Source organism: Aeromonas sp. R7-2 (genome assembly GCF_040908105.1).
In the GTDB taxonomy this organism is placed as follows: domain Bacteria; phylum Pseudomonadota; class Gammaproteobacteria; order Enterobacterales; family Aeromonadaceae; genus Aeromonas; species Aeromonas caviae.
Genome location: NZ_JBFODC010000035.1, coordinates 272,543 through 297,719, shown reverse-complemented (window position 1 = coordinate 297,719; position 25,177 = coordinate 272,543). Strand labels below are relative to the sequence as shown.

The following is a 25,177-nucleotide window of genomic DNA, read 5'->3' as shown; positions in this document are numbered from 1 at the left end:
CCGCAGGGCCAGTATCAGCACAACATCACGCCTGACACACAGGCAGAGCCCACTAGCGTTCCAGCAGCACGGCAACCGCTTCCGCTGCCTGCACATCCGCATTGCAGCGGATCTTCTCGTGCAACCGGGTGAAGGTGGCGATGAGCTCGCTGTTGTCATGGTCCAGCAGCTTGCTCACCTCTTCCACCAGGTTGGCCGGGGTGCACTCGTGCTGGATGAGCTCGGGCACCAGCATCTTGTCCGCCAGCAAGTTCGGCAGGGAGACATAATCCGTCTTCACCAGCCACTGGGCCAGCAAGTAGCTGAAGGGTTTGAGCTTGTAACCCACCACCATGGGCTTTTTCACCAGCATGGCCTCGAGGGCCGCGGTGCCGGAGGCGAGCATCACCACGTCGGCGGCAATCATGGCCTCGCGGCCCTGACCGTCCAGCAGCACCATGTCTAGCTCCGGGGCCACCTCGGCCTTGATGGCGAGGAACTGCTCGCGCCGTTTCTGGTTGACCAGAGGCACGATGAAACCGAGATCCGGGTTGTGCACCGTCAGGTGCTTGCACGCCTCGAGGAAGACCGGCGCCATGAAGCCCACTTCCGCCGTGCGACTCCCCGGCAGTACCGCCAGCCAGCGACGGGCGGGATCGATGCCGAGGGCCTCGCGCACCGCCCCTTGATCCGGCACCAGCGGAATGTCGTCCGCCATGGTGTGGCCGACGAAGCGACAGGGGGCATCGAAACGGTCGTAGAAGGCTTTCTCGAACGGCAGGAAGGCGAGCACCATGTCGGTGGCGGCCTTGATCTTGTGAATGCGGCCCTGACGCCAGGCCCAGACGGAGGGGCTGACATAGTGGACCGTCTTGATACCGGCGCGGCGCAGTTTCAGCTCCACCCCGATATTGAAATCCGGTGCATCCACACCGACGAAGATGTCGGGGGGATTGGCGATGAAGTGGCGCAGCAGTTCGCGGCGTACCTGGAGGATGCGGGGCAGACGGCCCAGCACCTCGGTGATGCCCATGACGGAGAGCTCCTCCATCTCGAACAGCGCCTTCACGCCGAGAGCCTGCATCCGCGGCCCGGCGATCCCTTCGAACTGCGCATCCGGGTAGCGGGCTTGCAGTTCGCGCACCAGCCCTGCGGCCAGGATGTCGCCGGAGGTCTCTCCGGCGACGATGCCGATGCGAATGGGATCAGGCACGGATGATCCCGCGCTCGTTGTCCTTGAGGAAATCCACATAGAGCTGGATGGCAGGTTCGCTCTGGGCCATCTCGCTCAGCACGGGCAACACCTCTTCAATGGTCTTGCCGGAGCGGAAGATCTCCTTGTAGGCGCGCTTGACGGCGGAGATCGCCTCGGCGCTGAAGCCACGACGACGCAGGCCTTCGGAGTTGACCCCGAACGGCTTGGCGTAGTTGCCGGCGGCCATCACGTAGGGCGGCACGTCCTTGTTCAGGGCAGCGCAGCCACCGACGAAGGCGTGGGAGCCGACGCGGCCGAACTGGTGAATGGCAGACAGACCGCCGAAGATCACGAAGTCACCGATGTGCACATGGCCCGCCAGGGTGGCGTTGTTGGCGAAGATGCAGTTGTCACCGATGATGCAGTCGTGGGCCACGTGAACGTTGACCATGAACAGGTTGCCGCTACCCACCTTGGTCAGGCTCTGGTCCTGGGTGGTGCCGCGGTGCACGGTGCAGTTCTCGCGAAACACGTTGTTGTCGCCGATCTCGAGGAAGGTGCGCTCGCCGGCGTACTTCTTGTCCTGGCAATCCTCACCGATGGAGGTGTGCTGGAAGATCTTGTTGCCGCGACCGATCTTGGTCGGGCCCTTGATCACCACGTGGGAGCTCACCCAGGTGTTGTCACCGATTTCGACCTCGGCGCCGATGACGGTGAAGGGGCCGATTTCAACCCCTTTGCCGATGACGGCAGACTCATGGACGATGGCGGTGTCGTGGATGATGGCAGTCTGATCGATCACGGTTATACCTCGCGCTTGGCGCACATCAGTTCGGCAGTACAGACCACTTCACCGTCGACGGTGGCGACACCGGTGAACTTGGCGATGCCGCGACGCTCCTTCAGGAACTCCACATCCAGCACCAGCTGATCGCCGGGACCCACCGGGCGCTTGAAGCGGGCATTGTCGATGGAGGCAAAGTAATAGAGCTCGTTGGGGGACGGCTTGCCCACCATGGTGAAGGCCAGGATACCGGTGGCCTGGGCCATGGCTTCCAGGATCAGCACGCCGGGGAAGACCGGCTTGGCCGGGAAGTGGCCCTGAAAGATCGGCTCGTTGAACGAGACGTTCTTGATGGCGCGCAGGGTCTTGCGCTCATCGCTGATCTCGTAGTTTTCCACCTTGTCCACCATCAGGAACGGATAACGGTGGGGCAGCAGATCCATGATTTCCTGGATGCCCAGGCTCTTCTTTTCAGTAGTCAAAACAGTACCCTATACCAATCGTGATTATTCTTGATCCAGCTTTTTCTCAAGCTTGCTCAACCGCTTGTGCATCTCTTCGATACGCATCACCCGGGCGGCGGTCTTGCGCCACTCTTTATTGGTTTGCAGGGGGATGCCGGAAGAGTAGATACCGGGCTCGGTGATGGGACGCATCACCATGGCCATGCCGGTGACGGTGGCCTGGTCGCAGATCTCCATGTGCCCGTTAAAGACGGAGGCACCACCAATGATACAGTATTTGCCGACCTTGAGACTACCGGCCATCACGGTGGAGCCCGCCACGGCAGTGCCGTAGCCGATCTCGACGTTGTGGGCGATCTGGCACTGGTTGTCGATGATGACGTTGTCAGCGATGCGGGTATCTTCCAGCGCACCGCGGTCGATGGTGGTGCAGGCACCGATCTCGACCCGGTTGCCGATGGTCACGCCACCGAGCTGGGGGATCTTGATCCACTCGCCGCGCTCGTTGGCATAACCGAAACCGTCTGCCCCGATCACGGTGCCGGCCTGTACCAGACAGTCCGTGCCCAGGGTCACGTTGTGATAGAGGGTGACGTTGGCCCACAACCGGGAGCGCGCTCCCAGTCGGGTATCCTTGCCAACGAAACAGCCCGGGCCGATGCGCACATCGTCACCCAGCACGACGCCGGATTCGATCACCGCATTGGCACCGATGGCCACTCTCTCGCCCAGTTGCACGTCCGCCGCGATGACGGCGCTCGGATGGATATCCATGGCCGGCTGCGGAGTGGTGTCCAGCAGTTGGGCAACCCGGGCAAAGCCCACGTAGGGGTCCTTGAGCACCAGGGCATTGGTGGGGCAAAACGGCAGGTCTGCCTCGGTGATGAGCACGGCAGTGGCCTTGCTCTGCTCCAGAAAATGCCGGTACTTCTTGTTGGACAGGAAGGCTATCTCCCCCTCCCCGGCTTTTTCCAGTGTCGCGACCTTGCGAATTTCCCGGGTCCCATCCCCATGGACCTCGGCCCCCAGTTGCTGGGCCAGCTGTGCGAGAGTGAATGCCATCAATTAGTTGCTCTTGCTAACCTGAGAAATAACCTGGCCGGAGATGTCCAGCTTGCTGGCTGCATACGGGGCGGCGTTGCGCTCCAGCACCAGATCGTAGCCATTGCTCTTGGCGATGGCGTCAATGGCAGCCTGCACCTTGGTCAGGATCTTGTTGCGCTCTTCGGACTGACGGCGACCGTTGTCCTGTTCAAACGCCTGACGCTTCTGGTTGAATTCCATCTGCAGCTTGGCCAGCTTCTCCTGGCTCTGCTTCTTCTGCTCGGCGCTCATGAAGGCTTCGTCCTTCTTGAACTTCTCGACCAGTGCCTGACCGTCGGACTCCAGCTTCTGCAGTTCACGCATGCGCGGCTCGAACTCGCCCTTCAGCTTCTTGGCAACGGCTTCACGCTGGGGCAGCTTTTGGAAGACTTCGCCCATGTCGACCACGGCAATCTTGGTCTCAGCGAAGGCAGAACCCATGCCGGCAGCCATCAGTGCAAAGCTCAAACCAGCTACTTTCAACGCTTTATTCACACTTACTCCTTGGTCCCTCGGTCGAGGGCTACCTGATTTACCTGATTGTGCAAGCGATCCACGAGATCGTCTTGTTACCTGGTGAGGCACGCAAACGCGCGACCCATCATGCTTCCCCCGCCATGGCGGGGGGGCGTCCGCTCCCCTTAGAAGGTACGGCCGATGTTGAAGGAGAAGACTTCGGTGTCGTCCCCTTCGTATTTCTTGATTGGTCTTGCCAGCACGAACACCAGCGGGCCCATGGGAGAGAGCCACTGCAGCGACAGACCGGTCGACATCCGGATGTTGCTCGGGTCGGAGTAGTCCATCAGATAGTTGCAACCACTGAAGCAACGGTTCTGATACTGGCTGTAGTCGAAGTGGGTATCCCACACGGAACCGGCGTCGATGAAGAAACTGGTCCGCAGCTGGGGCTGATAGGTCTCGGAGGCAAAGGGCGTCGGCACGATCATTTCCAGCGAGGCCACCGCCAGGGCGTTGCCCCCGACCGAGCTGTCAGTGCCCTGGATGACGTCGTTACCACTCAAGTTGTAGTAGTAGAGCGCCTTCGGACCGACTGTGTTGCTCTTGAAACCGCGCAGGGTATCGAAACCACCGGCGTAGTAGTTCTCGAAGAACGGCAGGACGTGCTCGTAATCGCCATTGGTGCCGTAGCCATCGCCGTAGGAGGCACGGGCCTTGGCCAGCATGACCCATTTGTGATCGGCATCAAACGGGAAGTAGTGGGCATCTTCTGCGTTGAGCTTGAAGTACTGCAGATCCATGCCGGGCACCGTCACCTTGGCGTTCACCCGCTGGCGGTCACCGGAGGTCGGGAACTGACCCTTGTTGAGGGTGGAGCGGGTCCAGCCGGCGGTGACGTCCACGGTGTTGAACACCATGCGGTTGTCGCCATCCAGATTGCCGTTGTAGACCTTCCAGAACTCGTCCACCTGTACATAGGGGTTGGGCTGGGACAGTTTGTTGTTTTCGTAGCCCAGGCTGAAGTCGAGACGGTTGTTCTCGTTGACCGGGAAGCCGCTGGAGAGACGGAAACCGACGGTGGTGTTCTCGTAGTCCACGATGTTGGCGTCGGCCGCACTGAACTTGTTGTAGTAGAGACGGCCGCCCAGGCTCACCCCGTCCACGGTGAAGTAGGGGTCGTTATAGCTCAGGTCGACGCTCTTGGAGTAGTCGTTGGTGCTGGCGTTGATGCCGATCTTCTTGCCGGTCCCCATGAAGTTGTCCTGCTGCAGACCCGCCTGCAGGCTCAGACCCGACTCGGTGCCGTAGCCGATCCCGGCGTTGATGGACCCCGCCGGCTGCTCCTTGACCTTGAAGTCCAGATCGACCTGGTCATCGCTGCCCGGCACCCGCTTGGTGTCCACTTCCGCGGTCTCGAAGAAGCCGAGGCGGTTGAGACGGGTCTTGGACTGCTCGACGTTGTCGGAGGAGAGCCAGGTGCCCTCCATCTGGCGCATCTCGCGACGCAGCACTTCGTCCTTGGTGGTGACGTTGCCGCTGAAGTTGATGTTGCGCACATAGACCCGGGGACCCGGCTCCACGTTGACGATGAGCTCCACTTCCTTGGTCTGGTCGTTGATCTGGGGGAAGGTGACCACTTTCGGATAGGCGTAGCCGTAACGGCCGAGGAACTTGGAGAGCACCTCTTCGGTATGGGTCACCTGGCTGGCCGAGTAGACGCTGCCCGCCTCGATGGGGATGAGGCCCTTCATCTCGCCGCCGCGGTCGATGAGGTCGCCCTTGAGCTGGATGCCGGAAACCTTGTACTGCTCCCCTTCCTTGACGTTGAGGGTGACATAGACCCCCTTCTTGTCCGGGGTCATGGAGACCTGGGTGGACTCCTGGGTGAAGCGGATGTAGCCGCGGTCCATGTAGTAGGAGCGCAGCACTTCGATGTCACCGGCCAGCTTCTGCTTCTGGTAGCGCTGATCGCCGGTGAAGTTCCACCAGGGCACGTCGTCCTTGAGGGAGAGCTGGGCCAGCAGCTTCTCTTCCGGGAAGACGTTGTTGCCGACGATGTTGATCTGCTGGATCTTGGCCGCTTCCCCTTCCACGAAGGTGAACTTGAGGTCGACCCGGTTGCGCGGCAGCGGGGTGACGATGGCCTTGACCTTGGCGGAGTACTTGCCCACGCCGTAGTAGAAATCTTCCAGCCCTTTCTCGAGGGAGCTCAGCACGGTGCGATCCAGCGGATCACCCACGCGGATCCCGGAGGATTCCAGGCTCTGGGTCAGTTGCTCTTCCTTGATGTCCTTGTTGCCGGAGAACTCGATGCTGGAGATGGTCGGGCGCTCCTTGACCACCACTTGCAGCACCTGACCGTCGCGATAGACCTTGACGTCCTCGAAGTTGCCGGAGGCATAGAGCTTCTTGATGGCGTTCGCCAGGGACACGGAGTCGACGGAATCACCGACCCGCACCGGCAGATTCAACAGGGCGGCACCCAGGGTCACCCGCTGCAGGCCCTCGACCTGAATGTCTTGCACCACAAAAGAGGCCGGGGCAGCCTGAGCCAGGAAGCTGGCCCCCAGCAGGCAACTCAACACCAATGCTTTTTTAACAGCCATTTTGTTCTTATGTGTCCTTGTTGATGCTCTGGCCTCAGAGGCGAGCGAAATCATTAAACAGCGCAATGCCCATCAGTAACATCAGAATGGCGGCGCCTATCCTGAACCCAACTTCCTGAATTTTTTCCGATACCGGCTTGCCGGTGATCGCCTCGATGAGGAAATAGACCAGATGGCCACCATCGAGCACCGGCAGGGGGAACAGGTTGATGATCCCCAGGTTGACGCTGATGAGCGCCAGGAATCCGAGGAAATAGACCAACCCGTAATCGGCGCTGCTGCCGGCCCCCTTGGCGATGGAGATGGGGCCGCTCAGGTTGTCCAAAGAGACGATGCCACCGATCAGCTTGCCTATCATGTCGAAGGTCAGGGTGATCAGGCTCCAGGTCTTCTGGACCCCATGCCACAGGGCTTGCAAAGGCCCATACTGTAACAGAGTTCGATACTCATCCGGTAATGGAACCAGTTGCGGCGACAAGCCCACAAAACCGACCAGCTGGCCCTTCACTTTCTTCCCGTCCGGGGTCAGGGTCAGGGTCATCTCGCTGCCCCCGCGCTCCACCGTCACCTGCAGCGGCTGTGCCGGTGACTGCTGGACACGCTCGACAAACTGGGCCCATTCGGTGATGGCCTCTCCATCGACCCCCTTGATGCGATCCCCTATCTGAAGGCCGGCCTTCTCGCTGGCGCTCGACGGCACCACGGCCTCCACCACGGGCAACACCTTGCCACCGAGGGGCACTATCCCGAGGCTCCCGATGGGTGACTCTTTGTCCGGATCGAATTTCCAGCCTGCCAGCTGCAGGGTCTTGTCCACTGCATAGCTGGTGTTAGCCGCCTTGAGCTTGAGCTGGACCGAATCATCACCAAGGTGGCTGATGAGGGCGTAGGTGACGCTCTCCCAGTCACCGGTCTCCTCGCCGCCGACGCCGACGATCTCCATGCCTGGCAGGATGCCGGCCTCTGCCACGATGGAGGCGGGACGCACCTCGCCCACCACGGGTTTGACGCTCGGCACCCCTATCATGAACATCAGCCAGAAGGCGAACAGGGCGAACACGAAGTTTGCCATGGGGCCGGCCGCGACGATGGCCATCCGGGCCCAGACGCTCTTGTGGTTGAAGGCCTGCGCCTCCTCCCCCGGTTTGAGTTCGTCGACCCGGCCATCCAGCATCTTGACGTAACCGCCAAGGGGGATCAGGGCCAGCACGTATTCGGTGCCATCCTTGCCAAGGCGACGCCAGATGGCCTTGCCAAAGCCGATGGAGAAGCGCTCCACCTTGACGCCGCAACGACGAGCCACCCAGAAGTGGCCAAATTCATGCACCGCCACCAGCAGCCCGAGAGCCACGATGAAGGCGCCGATATTCCACAGAACCCCGCCCATCAGCCGCGTACCTCGCGGTCATGTCCAGTCCTGCGCTCGAGAGCATGGAGAGGGGCTGGCTGCCACCACAGTCCGTTCATACGGCAAGCTCCTTTATCAGTTGCTGGGCACGGGCTCGGGCCGTACCGTCCAGGGCGATGAGATCCGCCAGAGAGCCGGCAGCACTGCTGCCCAGCTCGGCCATGACGGATTCGTTGACTCTGGCAATATCCATAAATCCGATCCGCTCTGCAAGAAAAGCCGCGACGGCCTCCTCGTTGGCGGCATTGAGGGAGGTGGTCGCCCCCTGCCCCTGCTGGCACGCGCTCATGGCCAGCGCCAGACAGGGATAGCGCTCATAGTCGGGCCGGATAAAGCTGAACTCTCCGACACTGAAGAAATCCAAAGGTTCCACACCGGACTCGATCCGTTCCGGATAGGCCAGAGCGTGGGCAATGGGGGTGCACATGTCCGGGTTGCCGAGCTGGGCCAGCACGGAGCCATCCTTGTACTGCACCATGGAGTGAATGACGGACTGGGGGTGGATCACCACCTGGATCTGCTCGGGGGCCGCATTGAACAGCCAGCGCGCCTCGATGTACTCCAGCCCCTTGTTCATCATGGTGGCGGAGTCCACCGAGATCTTGGCCCCCATGGACCAGTTGGGATGGGCAATGGCTTGCGCCGGGGTGACATGGTGCAGTTCACCCACATCGGCATAGCGGAAAGGTCCGCCGGAGCCGGTCAGCAGGATCTTGCTGATCCCCGCCCCGGCCAGATCGCAGAAACCGGGCTGGCGCTGCACGTCGACCGGCAGGCACTGGAAGATGGCGTTGTGTTCGCTGTCGATGGGCAGCAGCTCGGCGCCGTGCTCGCGCACCGCCTCCATGAAGAAGGCGCCGGACATCACCAGCGCCTCCTTGTTGGCCAGCAGAATGCGCTTGCCGGCGCGCACGGCAGCCATGGTGGGTGCCAGACCCGCCGCACCGACAATGGCCGCCATCACGCTGTGGGCCTCGGGGTGAGCAGCCACGTCGCACAGGGCTGCCTGACCGGACAACACCCGAGTGGTGCTGCCGTGAGCCTTGAGCCGACCCGCCAGCTCGCTGGCGGCGCCTTCGTCCACCATGACGGCGAACCGGGGGGAGAATTCGAGACAGTCGCGCAGCATGGCGTCCACGCTGCGTGCAGCGGTCAGCGCCAGCACCTGCCAGCGCCCGGGGTTGTGGCGCAGTACCTTGAGGGTGCTCTGACCGATGGAGCCTGACGCTCCCAGGATCACCAGGTTTTGCATCAAGACTCCTGATTGGGTAACAGACTGATGGAGCGGGACGCTCCCGGGATCATCAGTGCGCGAAACATCAAAACTCCGGACCGAGCAACAGGTAGCTGAGCAGGAAGACGGGCAGCGCCGCCGTCAGGCTGTCGATGCGATCGAGAATGCCCCCATGGCCCGGCAACAGGGTGCCGGAATCCTTGATGCCGGCTTCCCGCTTGAACATGCTCTCGGCCAGATCGCCGAGCACGGAGGCCAGCACCGCCAGCAGAGAACAGAGCAGCACGGTGCCCATCTTGGCAGGCACGAAGCCCATGAACCAGGTCACGCCGATGGCCAGCAGGCTGGCGGTAAACAGCCCACCCAGCATGCCTTCGATGGTTTTACCCGGGCTCACGGCCGGTGCCAGCTTGTGTTTGCCGAACGCCTTGCCGAAAAAATACGCGCCAGAATCTGCCGCCCAGACCAGTCCCATCACGAACAGCAGGATCCAGGCTCCCATCATGGGGTCGTGGTAGAAGTTGTAACCGCGAATGGCCACCAGGGACCAGAAGAAGGGAACCAGGGTCACCAGACCGAACAGGGATTTGAGCCAGATGGATTCACGCCACAGCCTGGCGCTTTGCGGGTAGCGCAGCACCAGCACCAGCCCCAGCAGCCACCAGCTGACAGCGGTCCAGAGCACGCCCATCACCAGCGGATGCAGTTGGGGGATCCAGAGTTGCTCCACGGGCACCCAAAACAGGCTGGCCCCCAGCAGCAGACAGAACACCAGCGGCAACCACTGTTGCGGCTGGGCAGTGACGAAGGCACTCCACTCACGGCTGGCCAGCAGAAAGACCAGGGCGGCGAGCAGGGCAAAGAATTTCAACGGCAGAAAAAACAGCGCCCCCAACACTAGGGGTACTAACAGTAATGCGGTAATAATTCGTTGTTTTAGCAAAAGAAACCTCTCTCTTGGGAGCGGGGTTTAGCCGGTCTGTTGCGCGGCGATCAATTCCCGGATCTGTTCACCCGTACACCCGAAGCGACGCTCGCGAGCAACGAAGGAGGCAACTGCCCCACTGAACTCGGCCTCGTCAAAATCGGGCCACAGGACCGGGGTAAAATAGAGTTCGGCATAGGCGAGCTGCCACAGGACAAAGTTGCTGATGCGATGATCCCCGCCAGTGCGGATCAACAGATCCACGGGGGGCAGATCAGCCATGCAGACATGACGACCCAATGCCGCCTCATCGACCGCCTCGGCATCCAGTTCACCCGCCGCCACGGCCCGTGCCAGGGTCCGGGCCGCCTGGGCGATGTCCCACTGACCGCCATAGTTGGCGGCGATATTGAGGGTCAATCCCTGATTGTTGGCGGTCAGGGCCTCGGCCTTGGCGATCTTGGCCTGCAGCCGCTCGCTGAAGCGGGCAGTGTCGCCAATCACCCGAAGGCGAATGCCGTTGCTGTGCAACTTGCTCACCTCGCGACCCAGCACCGTCATGAACAACTCCATCAGGGCGTTGACTTCCCCTTCCGGACGGCGCCAGTTCTCGCTGGAAAACGCAAACAGGGTCAGCGCCTCCATCTTGGCACGGGCGGCAAAGGCCACGGCCTCACGCACGGATTTCACGCCCGCCTTGTGCCCGGAAACCCGCATCTTGCCGCGGTTCTGGGCCCAGCGACCATTGCCATCCATGATGATGGCGACGTGACGGGGCAAGGACGAGCTGGCGCTATCGCCTAGCGCTGCCAAAAGCGACATTCATTTCTCCCACAAAGACAAAAGCGCCGTGCAGGGGCACTACACGGCGCTCGTAATATACCTGTCGGAGGCTTAGATTTCCATTAGCTCCTTTTCCTTCACAACCAGGGCGTCATCCACCAGCTTGATGAAGGTATCGGTCAGCTTCTGGATCTCTTCCTGGGCGCGACGGTCGTCGTCTTCGGAGATCTCTTTCTCTTTCAGCAGGGCTTTCAGATCGGCGTTGGCATCGCGACGGATGTTGCGAATGGCAACCCGGGCACCTTCGGCTTCGGCACGGACGATCTTGGTCAGATCACGGCGACGCTCTTCGGTCAGCGGCGGCAGCGGCACGCGCAGAGTCTGGCCGTTGCTGGACGGGTTCAGGCCCAGATCGGAGGTCAGGATGGCTTTTTCCACCGCCTGGATCATGGAGCGATCGAAGATGGAGATGGAGAGAGTACGGGCATCTTCTGCCACCACGTTGGCCAACTGCTTCAGAGGAGTGGCAGCACCGTAATACTCCACCTGGATGCCGTCGAGCAGGCTCGGGTGAGCACGGCCGGTACGGATCTTGGACATCTGGGTCTTCAGCGACTCTACGCTTTTGCCCATGCGGTCCTTGGCGTCGTTTTTAATCTCGTTGATCACAGTGGTTTTCCTTTTGGCGAACGAGCCGACGGGCGGCTCGTATCTATCTTGTTGACTGGCGTAATGGACAAGCGAGCCTGGGGCTCACACTTGCCTTACTTGCTGGCCTGGTGGATCAGGGTACCTTCCGGCTCACCCATGATCACGCGGCGCAGCGCGCCCGGTTTGTTCATGTTGAACACCCGGATCGGCAGATCGTGGTCGCGGGCCAGGGTAAAAGCAGCAAGATCCATCACTTTGAGTTCTTTTTCAAGAACTTCATCATAACTCAGTTCCTGATAGAGCACGGCATCCGGGTTCTTGACCGGGTCATCGGTGAACACGCCATCGACCTTGGTGGCTTTCAGCACGACGTCGGCTTCGATCTCGATACCGCGCAGGCAGGCTGCCGAGTCGGTGGTAAAGAAGGGGTTGCCGGTACCGGCAGAGAAGATCACCACCTTGCCGGCGCGCAGCTGGCTGATGGCTTCGGCCCAGCTGTAGGAGTCGCAGACCCCTTGCAGGGAGATGGCCGACATCAGGCGGGCATTCACATAAGCACGATGCAGGGCATCACGCATGGCCAAGCCGTTCATGACGGTCGCCAGCATGCCCATGTGGTCACCCACCACGCGATTCATGCCTGCCTTGGCAAGGCCGGCACCACGGAACAGGTTGCCGCCACCGATGACCAGACCGACCTGAACACCCAGCTCAACCAGCTCTTTGATCTCTTGGGCCATCCGTTCCAGCACCGCCGGATCAATGCCGAAACCCTCGGATCCTTGCAGGGCTTCACCACTCAACTTCAGAAGAACACGTCTGTATGCAGGCTTGGGATTGGTACTCATGTCACTGATTCCTGGTCATATAAAGACCGCGACATAAGTCGCGGTCTGGGGAAACGGAAAAACCGGTTCGATTAGGCCTTCTGAGCGGCCGCGATCTGGGCTGCTACTTCAGCAGCGAAGTCGGTCTCTTGCTTCTCGATGCCTTCGCCCACTTCGAAACGGGTGAAGGAAACAACGTCAGCGCCTTCTTTCTTCAGCAGCTCGGCAACGGTCATGGAAGGATCTTTCACGAACGGTTGACCAGTCAGGGAAACCTCACCGGTGAACTTCTTCATGCGGCCTTCAACCATCTTCTCGGCGATCTCTTTCGGCTTGCCGGAGTTGATGGCGATGTCGATCTGGATTTCGCGCTCTTTGGCAACGACTTCGGCAGACACGTCTTCCGGTTTGACGAATTGCGGGCTGTTGGCAGCAACGTGCATGGCCAGATCTTTGGCCAGCTCGTCGGTACCGCCAACCAGCTTGGTGATAACACCGATGCGGGAGCCGTGAACGTAGGTGCCCAGGTTGTCACCTTCAACCAGCATCACGCGACGCAGGTTCATGTTCTCACCGATCTTGGCGATCAGGTTGGTGATGGTCAGCTCGACGGACTCGCCGTTGCCGAAGTCGGCGGCTTTCAGCGCATCAACGTCAGCGATTTTCTGGGTAGCAGCGATCTCGACGATCTTCTGACCCATGGCCAGGAAACCGGCATCCTTGGAAACGAAGTCAGTCTCGCAGTTCAGCTCGATCATGACGGCAACGTTGCCTTCGGTACGGGCGAAGATCACACCTTCAGCGGCGATACGGCCAGCTTTCTTGGCGGCCTTGGCCTGACCGGATTTACGCATGTTCTCGATAGCCAGCTCGATATCACCGTTGGCTTCTTCCAGCGCTTTTTTGCAATCCATCATGCCAGCGGCGGTGCGCTCGCGCAGTTCTTTTACCAGGGCGGCAGAAATGTTTGCCATGTCCAGTATCCTCGGTCTTGAATTGACAAGAAACAGGGGCCACAAGGGCCCCTGCTAACCAATTACATCAGCTTGGTTAATAAGGGCTTTTCAGTCCTTATCAATTACTCAGCTTCAACGAAGCCATCTTGTTCGGCTTGAACAACGATGTCCTGCTCACGGGCTTCCAGAACGGTGTCAGCAGCAGCGTTCAGGTACAGCTGTACGGCACGGATAGCGTCGTCGTTACCCGGGATGACATAGTCAACGCCGTCCGGGTTGGAGTTGGTATCAACGATGGAAACTACCGGGATACCCAGGTTGTTGGCTTCTTTGATAGCGATGTGCTCGTGGTCGGCATCGACAACGAACAGAACGTCAGGCAGGCCGCCCATGTTCTTGATACCACCCAGGCTCTTCTCCAGCTTTTCCATTTCGCGAGTACGCATCAGCGCCTCTTTCTTGGTCAGCTTGTCGAAGGTACCGTCTTCGCTCTGGGTTTCCAGATCTTTCAGGCGCTTGATGGACTGACGAACGGTTTTCCAGTTGGTCAGCATGCCGCCCAGCCAGCGGTGGTTTACATAGAACTGGTCGCAACGCTCAGCGGCTTCTTTGACGGCTTCAGACGCGGCACGCTTGGTACCTACGAACAGTACCTTGCCTTTCTTGGCAGCTACGGAGCTGATGAAGTTCATGGCATCGTCAAACATCGGAACGGTTTTTTCCAGGTTGATGATGTGAACTTTGCTGCGGGCGCCGAAGATGTAGGACTTCATTTTCGGGTTCCAGTAACGAGTCTGGTGACCGAAGTGAACGCCGGCTTGCAGCATGTCGCGCATAGAAACTTTAGCCATTTTATACCTCTGTATTGGGGTTAGGCCTCCACACATCCCATATAACCGACCCGTTAAGGCACCCCGGCATATGTGTCGATGTGTGTGTGTTGTTGAGTAAGGGTGATGGCATGAGGACACGAGTTCCCCATTCCGGCGCGCTTTATACCATAACTTTGGTCATGACACCACCAGCCCGGGTGCTAAAAATGGATCCCGGACCATGGTGCGACCGCCTGATGACGTTGCGATGACGATCACACTGGAAGTAAACGGGGGTTGGGGATAAAATTTCGCCCTGATTGCAAACGCATCTATTTTTCATTACCTGGTTGTTGGGCATCGGCAGGATGCGCAATCAGGCCCCAAGAGAGATCCCATGTCCATTAAAATCAAGACACCGGAAGAGATTGAAAAAATGCGTGTCGCCGGCCAGCTGGCCGCCGACGTGCTGGTCATGATCGCCCCCCACGTCAAGGCGGGCGTCACCACAGACGAACTGAATACCCTCTGCCACGACTACATCGTCGACGTGCAGCAGGCCATCCCCGCGCCGCTCAATTACCACGGTTTCCCCAAGTCCATCTGTACTTCGGTGAACGATGTCATCTGCCATGGCATCCCGAACCACAAGAAGCTGCGGGAAGGGGACATCATCAATCTGGACATCACCGTCATCAAGGATGGCTATCACGGCGATACCTCCGCCATGTTCATCGTGGGCCAGACCACCCCCCTGCGCCGCCAGCTCTGCAAGGTGGCCCAGGATAGCCTCTATGCCGCCATCAAGCGGGTGCGCCCGGGCATGTGCATCACCGAGATCGGCGCCGTCATCCAGCCCATCGTCGAGCAGGCCGGCTTCTCCGTGGTACGCGACTACTGCGGCCATGGCATCGGTGCCGAGTTCCACGAAGAGCCGCAGATCCTCCACTACCGCAACGGCGGCAAGCTGGAGCTGAAAGCGGGCATGTGCTTCACCATCGAGCCCATGGTCAACAGCAAGAAGTACCACTGCAAGGTCAATCCGAAGGATGGCTGGACCGTGACCACCAAGGACGGCGGCGACTCCGCCCAGTGGGAGCACACCCTGCTGGTGACCGAGGATGGCTGCGAGGTCCTGACCCTGCGCCCCGACGACACTATCGAGCGTTTTATCCGCCACGTTTGACATTCAACCCCGGCCGCGCGCCGGGGTTGCTCTTTACCCGGCCCGACCGAGAGTGTGACATGCCATGGATGCCAGCCTGCTTTCTCCCCATCTGCTCCCAGACGATCAGCTCACCCGTGACAACTGCAAGGAGTACCTGAGCCGCTTTCTCGCCTGGCTGCACGAGCGCTTCGACGCCGGTGACAACATCATCGAACTGGTGGCCACCCGCTCCGAATACATGGACGCGCTGCTGACCAGGCTCTGGCACAAGTTCGGCTTCGACAGGACCGAACTCACCCTGATCGCGGTAGGCGGCTATGGCCGCGGCGAACTCCATCCCCACTCCGACATCGACCTGCTGATCCTCTACGAAGGAGATGAACTGGACGAGGTGCTGGGGCTTCGCATCGGCGAGTTCATCACCCTCTTGTGGGATCTCAAGCTGGAAGTGGGGCAGTCGGTGCGCAACGTGGCCGAGTGCATCGAGCAGGGTCGCAACGACATCACGGTTGCCACCAACCTCATCGAGGCCCGTTACATCACGGGTCGCCTGGCGGGATTCGAGCAGTTGCAGGCGGCCACCCAGCCCCAGCACTTCTGGCCGAGCGAAGCCTTCTTTCGTGCCAAACGCGAAGAGCAGGCCCTGCGCCACCAGCAGTTTCTCGGCACCGCCTACAAGCTGGAGCCGGATCTCAAGAACAATCCCGGGGGCCTTCGCGACATCCAGACCCTGGCCTGGGTCGCCCGCCGCCACTTCGGCGCCACCACCCTGTTCGAGATGACCAGCCACGGTTTTCTCAACCGGGCCGAGTACCGGGAGCTGCTCGACTGTCAGAACTTCCTGTGGAAGGTGCGCTTCGCCCTGCACATGGCCATCAACAAGGGGGACAACCGCCTCTTGTTCGACCGCCAGCGCACCGTGGCCCAGATGCTGGGGTTCGAGGGGGAAGGAAACGGCCCGGTCGAGCAGATGATGAAGCGCTTCTACCAGACGGTGCGACGGGTGGCCGAACTCAACGAGATGCTGCTGCAACTCTTTGACGAGGCCATTCTCGGCAACACCGCCATGGACGTGCGCCGCATCAGCGACGAATTCCAGCTGCGCGGCCGCCTCATCGATGCGGTGGACTCCGAGCTGTTCGGCCGGGATCCTGCCGCCATCCTGCGACTCTTCTACCAGATAGCCCAGCACCCGGAGATTGCCGGCATCCACTCCGCCACCTTGCGCCAGTTGCGCGAGGCCAGACGCACCCTCAACTGCTGGCTGCAAGATCTACCCGAGTGCCGCCGTCTCTTCATGGCGCTCCTGCGCCACCCCAACGGCATCGGCCAGCCGCTCACCCTGATGCACAAGTACGGGATCCTCGCGGCCTACCTGCCCCAGTGGAACCTCATCGTCGGCCAGATGCAGTTCGACATGTTCCACGCCTACACGGTGGACGAGCACACCCATCGGCTGCTGCAGAACATCCATCGCTTCCCGAATCCGGCCAGCCGCCAGACTCACCCGCTCTGCCACGAGGTGTTCACCCAGTTGCGCAAGCCCGAGCTGCTCAGCATCGCCGCCCTCTTCCACGACATCGCCAAGGGCAGGCGCGGCGATCACTCCGAACTCGGGGCCGTGGATGCGCTGGAGTTCTGCCAGTTGCACGGGCTGGATCGCTACGAGAGCCGACTGGTCGCCTGGCTGGTGCGCCACCATCTGCTGATGTCGGTCACCGCCCAGCGCCGCGACATCTACGACCCGGATGTGGTCACCGACTTCGCCCAGAAGGTGCGGGATGAATTGCACCTCGACCTGCTCTATTGCCTGACCGTGGCCGACATCTGTGCCACCAACGACAGTCTGTGGAACGACTGGAAGGGCACCCTGCTGCGCGAACTCTACTTCGCCACCCAGAAGGCCCTGCGCCAGGGGTTGGAAAACCCGCCGGACATGCGCCTCAAGATCCGTGAAAACCAGCGCCAGGCCAGGCAGATCCTGACCCAGCGCGAGGTGCCACAGGAGGCGGTCACCGCCCTCTGGAACGACTTCAAGGCCGATTACTTCCTGCGCCACAGCCCGGAGCAGATCGCCTGGCACTGTCGCAAGATCATCGCCCACGGTGACAACCCGTCCCCCCTGGTGCTCATCGGCAAGCATCCCATACGGGGCGGTAGCGAGGTGTTCATCTATTGTCGCGATACTCCCAACCTCTTTGCCACCGTGGCCTCGGCGCTGGATCAGAAGAACCTCAGCATCCACGACGCCCAGATCATGAATTCGCGCAACGACTACGTGCTCGATACCTTCATCGTGCTGGAGCCAAACGGCGAGCCCATCAGCCCCAACCGTACCGCCACCATCAAGAAGGCGCTGGAGAAAGCCCTTCAGGAGCCGGGCAAACTGGTACTGCGCAGCAAGCCCCTGTCCAGACGCCACCGCCAGTTCAGCGTGCCGACCAGGGTGGTCTTCCTGCCCCACAAGGGGGAAAACCGCCACACCCTGCTGGAGCTGACAGCCCTGGATACCCCGGGCCTGCTGGCCCGTATCGGTGCCGTGTTCCAGCAGTGCGGCCTCTCCCTCCATGCCGCCAAGATCACCACCATCGGTGAGCGGGTGGAGGACTTCTTCAGCCTCACCACCCTGGCCGGAGAGCCGCTGAACCCGGAGGAGCAGCAAGCCCTCGAGGAGAGGCTGGTCAATCAGCTCAACCCCCAGGAACCGGTTGGCGAGAGTGCCTGACACGCTCGGATGAAGCCTCGAAAGAGGCTTTTTGACATATTGATTCCTCAATCAGAACAAATGGTTGGACCACTCAAGTACAATAAATCGCCCTGATTCTGAAGAAATCGGCGAGAGCCCTTAAAAACGATTGGAAAAGTGTGATACAACAAACAGAATTTTATAAAGGAAACCTGTCATGACCCAGTTGCAACAGACCATCGAAGCGGCCTTCGAGCGCCGTGACTCCATCACCCCCGGCTCCGTCGATGCCGCCACCAAGGCCGCCATTCTGGAAGCCATCGACCTGCTGGACTCCGGCAAAGCCCGGGTTGCCGAGAAGATTGCCGGCGAGTGGGTCGTCCACCAGTGGCTGAAGAAGGCCGTGCTGCTCTCCTTCCGCATCAACGACAACGGCATCATCAAGGGCGACGATGCCCAGTACTACGACAAGGTTCCCCTGAAGTTCTCCAACTACACCGAAGAGCAGTTCAAGGCTGCCGGTGTACGCGTCGTGCCGCCCGCGACTGCGCGCAAAGGCTCCTTCATCGCCCCGAACACCGTGCTGATGCCCTCCTACGTCAACATCGGCGCCTTCGTCGATGAAGGCACCATGGTCGACACCTGGGCCACCGTGGGCTCCTGCGCCCAGATCGGCAAGAACGTACACCTCTCCGGCGGCGTCGGCATCGGCGGCGTACTGGAGCCACTGCAGGCCAACCCGACCATCATCGAAGACAACTGCTTCATCGGTGCCCGTTCCGAAGTGGTGGAAGGGGTGATCGTCGAGGAAGGCTCCGTCATCTCCATGGGGGTCTTCATCGGCCAGTCCACCCGCATCTATGACCGCGAAACCGGTGAAATCCACTACGGCCGCGTCCCGGCCGGCTCCGTGGTCGTTTCCGGCTCCCTGCCCTCCAAGTGCGGCAAGTACAGCCTCTACGCCGCCGTCATCGTCAAGAAGGTGGATGCCAAGACCCGCGCCAAGGTCGGCATCAACGCCCTGCTGCGCTCCATCGACGAGTAATCCACGTCGATGTCATCAAGGGCACCTCTGGTGCCCTTTTTCATGCCCGCTCTCATGGGCGGGCGCCAACTCCCCTGCCCCACCATCACTGCACACCCCCATGAGACGATACCGCTTATCGCAGCGCTGACTAGGCATCACCCTTCCTCCTTGGCTCATTGATTAAATAAGACCCTTTTGACACCAATTTGAATTTGGCGCGCCTGTCACAGGCAAGGCGTCCGGACTCGGGTAAGATAGAGGGGTCAGGATCGTTTCAAACCAAGGAAGCCCGATGTACGAGAATCTCAAGAGCCTGGGGATCCAGGAACCCACCTCGGTGGACAGCTACACCCTGCGCCAGGAAGCCAACCACGACATCCTCAAGATCTATTTCAAGAAGCAGAAGGGTGAATTCTTCGCCAAGAGCGTCAAATTCAAATACCCCCGCCAGCGCAAGACCATGCTGGTCGACTCGGGGACCCATGAGTACAAGGATGTCACCGAGATCAACGCCAACCTCAAATACGTGGTGGATGAGCTGGACAATCTGACCCAGGGCGGCCAGCCTTCCGCCGATCCGGACATCAAGCAGAAGATACTGCGCGACCTGCGTCATCTGGAAAAGGTGGTGCAGAACAAGATCAGCGAGATAGAACGGGATCTCGAAAGGCTTTAGCCGGGCTGATGCAGCAAAGGCGCCCAGGGGCGCCTTTTTCATTGGGTAACACCATGCTGGCGCCGTCAGGAAAGTCCCCGCACATGTCCCGCCACCAAACGCAACCCAGCAAAAAGGGAGGCTTGCGCCTCCCTTTTCGGAACTCGGATATCGGAGCGCAATCAGTTGCTCTTCATCCAGATGTCCATTTCAGTTTTCAGGTTGTCGGACTTGGTGCCGAAGATGGCTTGTACACCGGAACCAGCCACCACCACACCGGCGGCACCCAGCTTCTTCAGACCAGCCTGGTCAACCTTGGCCACATCCTTCACACCGACACGCAGACGGGTGATGCAGGCGTCCAGAGAGGCGATGTTCTCTTTGCCACCGAAGGCGGAGACCAGTGCAGCAGACATCTCGTCCTTGCTTTGACTGGCAGAGGACTCTTGAGCGGCTTCGTCTTCACGACCCGGAGTTTTCAGGTTCATGGCACGGATGACCACGGTGAAGACCACGTAGTAGATGACCGCGTATACCAGACCCAGACCCACCAGCAGCAGCATGTTGTCGGCACGCGGGGATTGCACCACGAAGTCGATGAAGCCGTTGGAGAAGGTGTGACCGTGAACGACACCCAGCATGTTGGTCAGGACATAGGCCAGACCGGCCAGCAGAGCGTGGATGGCGTAGAGTACCGGGGCCACGAACAGGAAGGAGAATTCGATAGGCTCGGTGATACCGGTCAGGAAGGAGGTCAGGGCAGCAGAAGCCATGATACCTACGATCTTGGCGCGGTTTTCCGGCTTGGCGGAGTGCGCAATGGCAAACGCGGCAGCAGGCAGACCGAACATCTTGAACAGGTAGCCACCCGCCAGTTGACCGAAGCCGTTACCGGCAGCACGGGAAGCGTCATCAGCAGTCAGGAAGCAGGTCATGATGCCGTGTACGGTTTCACCGGCGGCGTTGACGCAGGTACCAGCCTGATAGAAGAACGGCACGTTCCAGATGTGGTGCAGACCGAACGGGATCAGGGAGCGCTCAACCACGCCGTAGATGCCGAAGGCCAGGACCGGGTTCTGGTTGGCAGCCCAGTCGGAGAAGGCACCGATGGCACCACCAATCGGCGGCCAGATGAAGGAGAGCACGACACCCAGACCGATGGAAACAAAACCGGTGATGATGGGCACGGCGCGCTTGCCAGCGAAGAAGCCGAGGTACTCGGGCAGCTGGATCTTGTAGAAGCGGTTGAACGCCCAGGCAGCCACGCCACCGGCGAGGATACCACCCAGCACACCGGTATCGATCTTCTCGACACCCATCACAGGCGCCATCACAGTCAGGGTGGCGGTCATGATGCCGTAGCCGACGATGGCGGACAGGCCGGAAACACCGTCGTTATTGGTGAAGCCAAGGGCGACGCCCACGGCGAACAGCAGAGCCATTTGGCCGAATACGGAACCACCGGCCTGCTCCATCAGTTGGGAGACGATTTCCGGCAACCAGCTGAAGTGGGCAGCACCCACCCCCAGCAGAATACCTGCAACGGGCAAGACCGATACGGGCAGCATCAGCGCCTTACCGACCTTTTGCAGATTAGAGAAAGCATTTTTTAACATGTGTGCGCTCCTGAATGGATTTTTTTCCGACAACGACTCAGGGCAGTTTATTGATGACGATGTGCTTCATCCGTCACTGCGCCAAGTGCGTTTTCCGGGTTGCTTATTTTGACCAGCAGAATATAACCCAGCGGGGGTGGAAATGCCTCTGTCGGAAACAAGGGAATAATAAATTTGGAGGAGAGATCACAAGATAATAAATAAGCAGAGAGGGGACTGTCTTGAATATTATTTCGTATTGTTATAGCTTCGCCGCAAAAAGAAATAAACCACTTCAAAATAAATCAAAAAGAAACCTAATAATGCCCAATGATACTCACTGTAACTTAATGTAACTTATTGCGGATTTATATTATCCAGTCTACCGATTAAAAAGGCCTCCAACAAGGGAGGCCTCCAATAAATATCGATTTTAATAAACCGAGATATTTAGTTCTTCTGTGAACGTTTCACTGCATCAATAAAGACCGATTTCGCCTTGGTTGAACCGGCACGCTCGGCTTCATTCACGAGTTGCATCGCCTTGTCGATGTCACCGGCCTTCACCGCTTTCTCGATCTGGGCGTTGTAGAAGCTCTCGGTCTCGCTCAGCATGGCGGGAGCCGGTTTGCTCGGCGCTGCGGCAACGGCTGCCGTGGTGGCCGCCGTCGCAGCCACGGCAGTGGTAGCAGGCTTGGCCTGGCTCATCGCCACCTTGTCGGCGTATTCAGGCTTGAACACGGCTTCCAGGCCTTGTCCCTTGGCCATGTCCGTGACCTTTATCTGTACCAGACCCCAGGGCGAATGCGGGATCACGGGGTCCTTGATATCCGGCTCGACCGTGCCGTTGGCACGGGCAAAGGCCTTCGCGGGGTGCAAGATGGTGGTGCTGCCCGCCGTCTCGTTGGCCGGCGCATAGACCACCATATAGGTTTCAGTGGCGGGATTGCCCGGCATGCTGCGGTCCACAAACACGCGCCCCTCAATCCTGTCGTTGTCGAGCAGGTGGGCTGGTTGATAGGCAAAGACCGATTCACCCAGCACGCGAGTCACTTTGAACTGGGCATCCAGCATGATCACCTTGGGAACCAGGACCGTCTTGCTGACCTGGGAGGCCAGGGTGATGGCCAGATTGCCGGTATTGGCCGGCAGACGATAGGCGGCAAAATAGCTCATGCCCTCGTCAAACTGATAACTGGGCTGCTTGCCGTCGATGGCCAGCAGCGTCTCGCCTTCCGGCAGGGAGACATAATTGAATTCGTTGAACCCTGTGCAACAACTGGTTGCCTGGGAGAGCGCCTGCTTGGCCTGATCGGCATTACTCAGAATGGAGGCGTGCTCCTGCACGGGCACCACCATGCTACCGGAACAACCGGCCAGCAGCGCGGTAACCATGGCCGCGATAGACATCTTTACCAGTTTCATTCTTCTTATCTCCATAACCCGGTTGCCACATCATGCGAAACAAAACTGCCCCCATAAGGGGGCAGTGACTAACTTAACTGAAGATATTGCTTACCACCAGGCTTCTGCTTGTACGCCAACCTGATAGGTGTCTTTGGAGGTGTTGCCTTCGAAGACTTCTTGATCTTCTGTGTTGGCCAAGTAAGAGGCGAACACCCGGATTTCCGGACGGGCCCAGAAGCTGGAGCCAGCGGACCAGGCCTGAGCCAGGGTCAGCTTGTAACCGCCATCCTTGTCGCTTCCGCCGTTGTTATAACTGGTCTTGTCCTTGAACACACCACCTTCGAAGATGGTCTTGTTGAAGTCATCCCACTTGTACATCGGGCGGACTACGGCAGACATGGTTTCGGTCTTGTCGTGGCCATTCCACATCTCGTTGCCTACCCCGTAGACCAGCTGGTGGCCCATCTCCCAGGAGTTGCCCATCGGGATGACGCCCCAGTTGATGAAGCGGTAGCCGTCGGCACCGGCTTTGGCTTCGGCACCGTACCAGGAACCGTCACCGTAGTAGGCCATGGTCTTGGAGTAGCCTTCGGTACCGTACTGCAGCACGGTCTTGTTGAAGCCACCGAAGATGCCTTGGGTCAGTTCGGCAGTCAGCATGACGCCGTTCTTCATGTTGTCGTTCTTCAGATCTTTCTGGGCGTCGGTCTCATTGACCAGGGCATACATGGCGCCCACTTCCAGAGAGCCGTCCTGCCACAGCGGGATGCCGGCATAACGTACATCCAGGGTGTTGACGTTCAGATCTTCGTTTTTACGATAGATGGGGTCGCCAGTATTCGGATCGGTACCAATCTGGTTGTACTGACCGAACACATCGGCCGCGCTGCGGTCGTTGCGTACCCAGGCCAGAGAGAGCTTGCCAGGACCAGCCTGGATGCCTTCGATACCAGCACCCGGACCAGAGATGTTCCAGTAGTAGAAGTCAGAGATGTGGATGTCGTGACGTTGGTAGAAACGCTTACCGGCCCACAGGGTGGCTTCCGGCGCGAAGCCCAGCAGACCCTTGGCTTGCACGTTGAACTGACGCAGTGCGAATTCGGAATCGCCATTGCACTGCTTGGCGTCGAAGTTACAGACGGTACCAGTACCTTCCCAGTCGTTGGAGCCGTTGGAGGTCATGGCAAACATGGAGTCTACGTAGAAAGTCTTGCCATCTTTGTTGAAGACTTCCTGACCCAGCTGGACTTCGCCGTAGGTATCATTTTCGTTACCCAGACGACCAACCTTGTTGACGTTGTATTTGACCATGTCCCCGTCACCGGAAACACCGACACCGGAACGGAAGTAGCCGTGGAAATCAACGGCGAAGGCGGCTTGAGAAGCCAGGGCTGCGGTTACTGCTGCAGCGATCGGGAGCCACTTTGCTTTCATTTTCATTTTCCTTATTCCCGCTGAGAGGAGTGTGATCCTGATATTCAAGTTCTTATCACCGGAAAAACGTTTTGGTGATAACCGGGGTCGATTATAGGTACCCAAATTCCCTGCAAACATGAGCTGATTCACAAAACGATGACAAATCGCACACCACAGACAGCCGCAGCAACAAAATGTCAATAAACTTTCATTTTTTGGCACCAACCACCCAAAATAAGCACAAAAAAGAAAAACAATAACCAAAGAAAGCGCTTTCAAATATTAATTTGCAACGAGAGTTAAGTGATAAATCCATGTCGCAGTAGCAAAAACATGACTGAAATCGCTTTCAATGCGGAACTTTTAATTTTTCAATTTGTCGTGGGTGATGATGAATATGGCCAACCGGTTATCATCATTGGCGAGAAAAATAACCGGACGAAAGAGAGGATATATTTGGGGGCTGAGGCGTGACGCCCCAAAAATAAAACACCCCCGTCAGCACACTCACGGAGTGTGAATTTATTCTCGGGGAGAAGGGCCTGGCTACAGTCTATTTTCCCAGGTTTTCAACCAGGCCAGCGCCGCCACTTCAGGCTCATCTTCTACCGTCGCATCGATTTCCAGGCGCACAACCAGTGGCTCGGCAGCCAGCTCCTGCAACAGGGCATCCAGCGTTCGCCCCGCTCCGCAGAAGTGTTCATAGCTGCTGTCTCCCATGGCGATGAGGGCATAGCGCCATCCCTTCATATAAGGAGCACGATCGGCCAGGGCACTGGCAAAGGGCTGCAAATTGGGCGGTATATCCCCCTGCCCCGTGGTGGCGGTCACGATGAGCAGAAAGCGGGAGGCATCGATGTCGGTCAGCGCCGCGTCATCGAAGATCTGGCAGACATGGCCATTGGCTTGCAGGTGGTCACAGAGGGTCTCGGCCACCAGCATGGCAGAGCCGTAGACGGTGCCGACCAGGATGTCGATCTCGGCCATCAGCGACTCCTCAGGGACAGACATTGGGCCCGGCAAGACCGGGATGGGTAGGAAGAGCCCCCCTGAACAG

General features: G+C 59.3%; 23 protein-coding genes. 5 read left to right on the top strand and 18 right to left on the bottom strand.

The genetic code is table 11. The annotated features are described in order from the left end of the window. Window positions 1-52: 52 nt before the first annotated feature. From lpxB to rpsB, 14 genes are all read right to left on the bottom strand, one after another. Window positions 53-1,192, bottom strand: a complete 1,140-nt coding sequence (lpxB, locus tag AB5Y47_RS15015) for a lipid-A-disaccharide synthase (protein WP_104451737.1) — start codon at window positions 1,190-1,192, stop codon at window positions 53-55. After that, window positions 1,185-1,976, bottom strand: a complete 792-nt coding sequence (lpxA, locus tag AB5Y47_RS15010) for an acyl-ACP--UDP-N-acetylglucosamine O-acyltransferase (RefSeq protein WP_010673415.1) — start codon at window positions 1,974-1,976, stop codon at window positions 1,185-1,187. Before lpxA ends, lpxB begins: the two co-directional genes overlap by 8 nt. Before the next feature lie 2 nt (window positions 1,977-1,978). Beyond that, entirely contained in the window at window positions 1,979-2,440 is a 462-nt protein-coding gene (fabZ, locus tag AB5Y47_RS15005) for a 3-hydroxyacyl-ACP dehydratase FabZ (protein ID WP_010673414.1), read from the bottom strand. A gap of 24 nt (window positions 2,441-2,464) precedes the next feature. After that, window positions 2,465-3,484 (bottom strand): UDP-3-O-(3-hydroxymyristoyl)glucosamine N-acyltransferase, encoded by a 1,020-nt coding sequence (lpxD, locus tag AB5Y47_RS15000; RefSeq protein WP_039039449.1) that lies wholly within the window; start codon window positions 3,482-3,484, stop codon window positions 2,465-2,467. 3 nt (window positions 3,485-3,487) lie between these two features. Next, window positions 3,488-4,000 (bottom strand): OmpH family outer membrane protein, encoded by a 513-nt coding sequence (locus AB5Y47_RS14995; RefSeq protein WP_029313943.1) that lies wholly within the window; start codon window positions 3,998-4,000, stop codon window positions 3,488-3,490. 146 nt (window positions 4,001-4,146) lie between these two features. After that, a complete protein-coding gene (bamA, locus tag AB5Y47_RS14990) occupies window positions 4,147-6,570 on the bottom strand; it encodes an outer membrane protein assembly factor BamA (RefSeq protein WP_029313941.1) in 2,424 nt (807 codons plus the stop codon). A 34-nt stretch (window positions 6,571-6,604) separates the two neighbouring features. Beyond that, window positions 6,605-7,957: a sigma E protease regulator RseP gene (gene rseP / locus AB5Y47_RS14985; protein WP_069651739.1), complete on the bottom strand. Its 1,353-nt coding sequence runs from the start codon at window positions 7,955-7,957 to the stop codon at window positions 6,605-6,607. Between the two features lie 76 nt (window positions 7,958-8,033). After that, window positions 8,034-9,230, bottom strand: coding sequence for a 1-deoxy-D-xylulose-5-phosphate reductoisomerase (gene ispC, locus AB5Y47_RS14980; protein WP_323929751.1), 1,197 nt, complete (start codon window positions 9,228-9,230; stop codon window positions 8,034-8,036). A gap of 67 nt (window positions 9,231-9,297) precedes the next feature. Further along, complete coding sequence (locus tag AB5Y47_RS14975) at window positions 9,298-10,155, bottom strand: phosphatidate cytidylyltransferase (RefSeq protein WP_029313939.1); 858 nt, start codon at window positions 10,153-10,155, stop codon at window positions 9,298-9,300. 27 nt (window positions 10,156-10,182) lie between these two features. Further along, complete coding sequence (uppS, locus tag AB5Y47_RS14970; RefSeq protein ID WP_039039427.1) at window positions 10,183-10,959, bottom strand: polyprenyl diphosphate synthase; 777 nt, start codon at window positions 10,957-10,959, stop codon at window positions 10,183-10,185. A gap of 72 nt (window positions 10,960-11,031) precedes the next feature. Then, window positions 11,032-11,589, bottom strand: a complete 558-nt coding sequence (frr, locus tag AB5Y47_RS14965; RefSeq protein WP_010673406.1) for a ribosome recycling factor — start codon at window positions 11,587-11,589, stop codon at window positions 11,032-11,034. A 95-nt stretch (window positions 11,590-11,684) separates the two neighbouring features. Next, on the bottom strand, window positions 11,685-12,419 hold the full coding sequence (gene pyrH / locus AB5Y47_RS14960) for a UMP kinase (RefSeq protein ID WP_010673405.1): 735 nt from the start codon (window positions 12,417-12,419) through the stop codon (window positions 11,685-11,687). A gap of 71 nt (window positions 12,420-12,490) precedes the next feature. Next, window positions 12,491-13,372 carry a translation elongation factor Ts gene (gene tsf, locus AB5Y47_RS14955; RefSeq protein ID WP_010673404.1) on the bottom strand — a complete coding sequence of 294 codons (882 nt, stop codon included), beginning with the start codon at window positions 13,370-13,372 and terminating at the stop codon, window positions 12,491-12,493. 104 nt (window positions 13,373-13,476) lie between these two features. Next, window positions 13,477-14,205, bottom strand: coding sequence for a 30S ribosomal protein S2 (gene rpsB, locus AB5Y47_RS14950; protein WP_010673403.1), 729 nt, complete (start codon window positions 14,203-14,205; stop codon window positions 13,477-13,479). A 358-nt stretch (window positions 14,206-14,563) separates the two neighbouring features. Here rpsB and map point away from each other — a divergent pair, with 358 nt between their 5' ends. The 4 genes from map to AB5Y47_RS14930 all read left to right on the top strand — a co-directional run bounded on the left by map (window position 14,564) and on the right by AB5Y47_RS14930 (window position 19,723). After that, window positions 14,564-15,352 carry a type I methionyl aminopeptidase gene (map, locus tag AB5Y47_RS14945; protein ID WP_010673402.1) on the top strand — a complete coding sequence of 263 codons (789 nt, stop codon included), beginning with the start codon at window positions 14,564-14,566 and terminating at the stop codon, window positions 15,350-15,352. Window positions 15,353-15,416: 64 nt separating this feature from the next. Next, window positions 15,417-18,059, top strand: a complete 2,643-nt coding sequence (gene glnD, locus AB5Y47_RS14940; RefSeq protein WP_201888672.1) for a bifunctional uridylyltransferase/uridylyl-removing protein GlnD — start codon at window positions 15,417-15,419, stop codon at window positions 18,057-18,059. A 178-nt stretch (window positions 18,060-18,237) separates the two neighbouring features. Continuing rightward, a complete protein-coding gene (gene dapD / locus AB5Y47_RS14935) occupies window positions 18,238-19,065 on the top strand; it encodes a 2,3,4,5-tetrahydropyridine-2,6-dicarboxylate N-succinyltransferase (RefSeq protein WP_010673400.1) in 828 nt (275 codons plus the stop codon). Window positions 19,066-19,339: 274 nt separating this feature from the next. After that, window positions 19,340-19,723, top strand: a complete 384-nt coding sequence (locus AB5Y47_RS14930; RefSeq protein ID WP_368220349.1) for a DUF3461 family protein — start codon at window positions 19,340-19,342, stop codon at window positions 19,721-19,723. A gap of 161 nt (window positions 19,724-19,884) precedes the next feature. Here AB5Y47_RS14930 and ptsG read toward each other — a convergent pair whose 3' ends face one another. The 3 genes from ptsG to AB5Y47_RS14915 form a co-directional block, all read right to left on the bottom strand. Next, a complete protein-coding gene (ptsG, locus tag AB5Y47_RS14925) occupies window positions 19,885-21,318 on the bottom strand; it encodes a PTS glucose transporter subunit IIBC (protein WP_045523587.1) in 1,434 nt (477 codons plus the stop codon). 429 nt (window positions 21,319-21,747) lie between these two features. Next, window positions 21,748-22,722, bottom strand: a complete 975-nt coding sequence (locus AB5Y47_RS14920; RefSeq protein ID WP_042015533.1) for a MalM family protein — start codon at window positions 22,720-22,722, stop codon at window positions 21,748-21,750. Between the two features lie 90 nt (window positions 22,723-22,812). After that, window positions 22,813-24,138: a maltoporin gene (locus AB5Y47_RS14915; protein WP_069651741.1), complete on the bottom strand. Its 1,326-nt coding sequence runs from the start codon at window positions 24,136-24,138 to the stop codon at window positions 22,813-22,815. A 315-nt stretch (window positions 24,139-24,453) separates the two neighbouring features. Here AB5Y47_RS14915 and AB5Y47_RS14910 point away from each other — a divergent pair, with 315 nt between their 5' ends. Then, window positions 24,454-24,594: a hypothetical protein gene (locus AB5Y47_RS14910; protein ID WP_010673395.1), complete on the top strand. Its 141-nt coding sequence runs from the start codon at window positions 24,454-24,456 to the stop codon at window positions 24,592-24,594. A gap of 72 nt (window positions 24,595-24,666) precedes the next feature. Here the strand turns inward: AB5Y47_RS14910 and AB5Y47_RS14905 are convergent, their stop codons facing one another. Then, the gene (locus AB5Y47_RS14905; RefSeq protein ID WP_039039423.1) at window positions 24,667-25,107 is read right to left on the bottom strand and encodes a flavodoxin; all 441 of its coding nucleotides are present in this window, start codon (window positions 25,105-25,107) and stop codon (window positions 24,667-24,669) included. Window positions 25,108-25,177 lie beyond the last annotated feature (70 nt).

What these genes read in the sequence shown, in the direction of transcription:
- lpxD (WP_039039449.1), bottom strand. Translation starts at nt 3,484, where the DNA reads ATGGCATTCACTCTCGCACAGCTGGCCCAGCAACTGGGGGCCGAGGTC.
- bamA (WP_029313941.1), bottom strand. Translation starts at nt 6,570, where the DNA reads ATGGCTGTTAAAAAAGCATTGGTGTTGAGTTGCCTGCTGGGGGCCAGC.
- rseP (WP_069651739.1), bottom strand. Translation starts at nt 7,957, where the DNA reads ATGGGCGGGGTTCTGTGGAATATCGGCGCCTTCATCGTGGCTCTCGGG.
- ispC (WP_323929751.1), bottom strand. Translation starts at nt 9,230, where the DNA reads ATGCAAAACCTGGTGATCCTGGGAGCGTCAGGCTCCATCGGTCAGAGC.
- uppS (WP_039039427.1), bottom strand. Translation starts at nt 10,959, where the DNA reads ATGTCGCTTTTGGCAGCGCTAGGCGATAGCGCCAGCTCGTCCTTGCCC.
- pyrH (WP_010673405.1), bottom strand. Translation starts at nt 12,419, where the DNA reads ATGAGTACCAATCCCAAGCCTGCATACAGACGTGTTCTTCTGAAGTTG.
- tsf (WP_010673404.1), bottom strand. Translation starts at nt 13,372, where the DNA reads ATGGCAAACATTTCTGCCGCCCTGGTAAAAGAACTGCGCGAGCGCACC.
- rpsB (WP_010673403.1), bottom strand. Translation starts at nt 14,205, where the DNA reads ATGGCTAAAGTTTCTATGCGCGACATGCTGCAAGCCGGCGTTCACTTC.
- map (WP_010673402.1), top strand. Translation starts at nt 14,564, where the DNA reads ATGTCCATTAAAATCAAGACACCGGAAGAGATTGAAAAAATGCGTGTC.
- glnD (WP_201888672.1), top strand. Translation starts at nt 15,417, where the DNA reads ATGGATGCCAGCCTGCTTTCTCCCCATCTGCTCCCAGACGATCAGCTC.
- dapD (WP_010673400.1), top strand. Translation starts at nt 18,238, where the DNA reads ATGACCCAGTTGCAACAGACCATCGAAGCGGCCTTCGAGCGCCGTGAC.
- AB5Y47_RS14930 (WP_368220349.1), top strand. Translation starts at nt 19,340, where the DNA reads ATGTACGAGAATCTCAAGAGCCTGGGGATCCAGGAACCCACCTCGGTG.
- ptsG (WP_045523587.1), bottom strand. Translation starts at nt 21,318, where the DNA reads ATGTTAAAAAATGCTTTCTCTAATCTGCAAAAGGTCGGTAAGGCGCTG.
- AB5Y47_RS14920 (WP_042015533.1), bottom strand. Translation starts at nt 22,722, where the DNA reads ATGAAACTGGTAAAGATGTCTATCGCGGCCATGGTTACCGCGCTGCTG.
- AB5Y47_RS14915 (WP_069651741.1), bottom strand. Translation starts at nt 24,138, where the DNA reads ATGAAAGCAAAGTGGCTCCCGATCGCTGCAGCAGTAACCGCAGCCCTG.
- AB5Y47_RS14910 (WP_010673395.1), top strand. Translation starts at nt 24,454, where the DNA reads ATGACTGAAATCGCTTTCAATGCGGAACTTTTAATTTTTCAATTTGTC.
- AB5Y47_RS14905 (WP_039039423.1), bottom strand. Translation starts at nt 25,107, where the DNA reads ATGGCCGAGATCGACATCCTGGTCGGCACCGTCTACGGCTCTGCCATG.